Consider the following 822-nt stretch of genomic DNA (forward strand, 5'->3'; position numbering starts at 1 on the left):
CCCCCGCAGTGCGCTGGAGGCACGCCTCGTATCTCTTTGGGAGCAAGTGCTGCGCAGGAGCCCTGTCGGAATCCACGACAACTTCTTCGAGCTGGGAGGCCACTCATTGCTGGCGACGCAGCTCGTCTCCCGCGTGCGCTCCAGCCTGGGAGTGGAGCTGCCCCTGCGGGAACTGTTCGAAGCGCCCACCGTGGCGGCGCTCGCCGCCCGCATCGACTCCGCCGCGCGGAGCCAGGCCCCCGCCATCCTCCCCGTGCCCCGCACGGAGGCCCTGCCCCTCTCCTTCGCCCAGCAGCGGCTGTGGTTCATCGACCAGTTGGAGCCGCTCAGCCCCGCCTACAACATGCCCGCCTTCGTGCGGCTGCAAGGCCCGCTCGACGTCAACGCCCTCCAGCGCGCCCTCTCCGAGCTGGTGCGCCGTCACGAGGCGCTGCGCACCACCTTCATCCAGCACGAAGGCCAGCCGCTCCAGCGCATCGCTCCCGAGGCCTCTCTGCCTCTGGACACGGTGGATCTCGGCGCCCTGCTTCCCACGGCCGCGCGCGAGGCGCTGGAGCAACAACTGCGCGAGGAGAGCCTGAAGCCCTTCCAGCTCGCCACCGGCCCTCTGGCGCGCGCGAAGCTGTGGAAGCAGGGCCCGAACGAGCATGTGCTCGCACTGACGCTGCACCACATCGTCTCCGACGGCTGGTCCATGGGCGTGCTGGTGCGTGAAGTGGCCGCCCTCTACGACGCCTTCTCCCGAGGCCAGCCCTCGCCGCTGCCGCCCCTGCCCCTGCAATACGCCGACTACGCCGTCTGGCAGCGCCAGTGGTTGCAGGG

1 protein-coding gene is annotated in these 822 nt (G+C 70.4%); it reads left to right on the top strand.

Annotated elements, in window-relative coordinates; translation table 11 throughout:
• Positions 1-46: 46 nt before the first annotated feature.
• The coding region (locus D7V93_RS43640; RefSeq protein ID WP_208723376.1) for a condensation domain-containing protein at positions 47-822 on the top strand (776 nt) is incomplete at its 3' end.

This window comes from Corallococcus llansteffanensis, assembly GCF_003612055.1.
Lineage (GTDB): Bacteria > Myxococcota > Myxococcia > Myxococcales > Myxococcaceae > Corallococcus > Corallococcus llansteffanensis.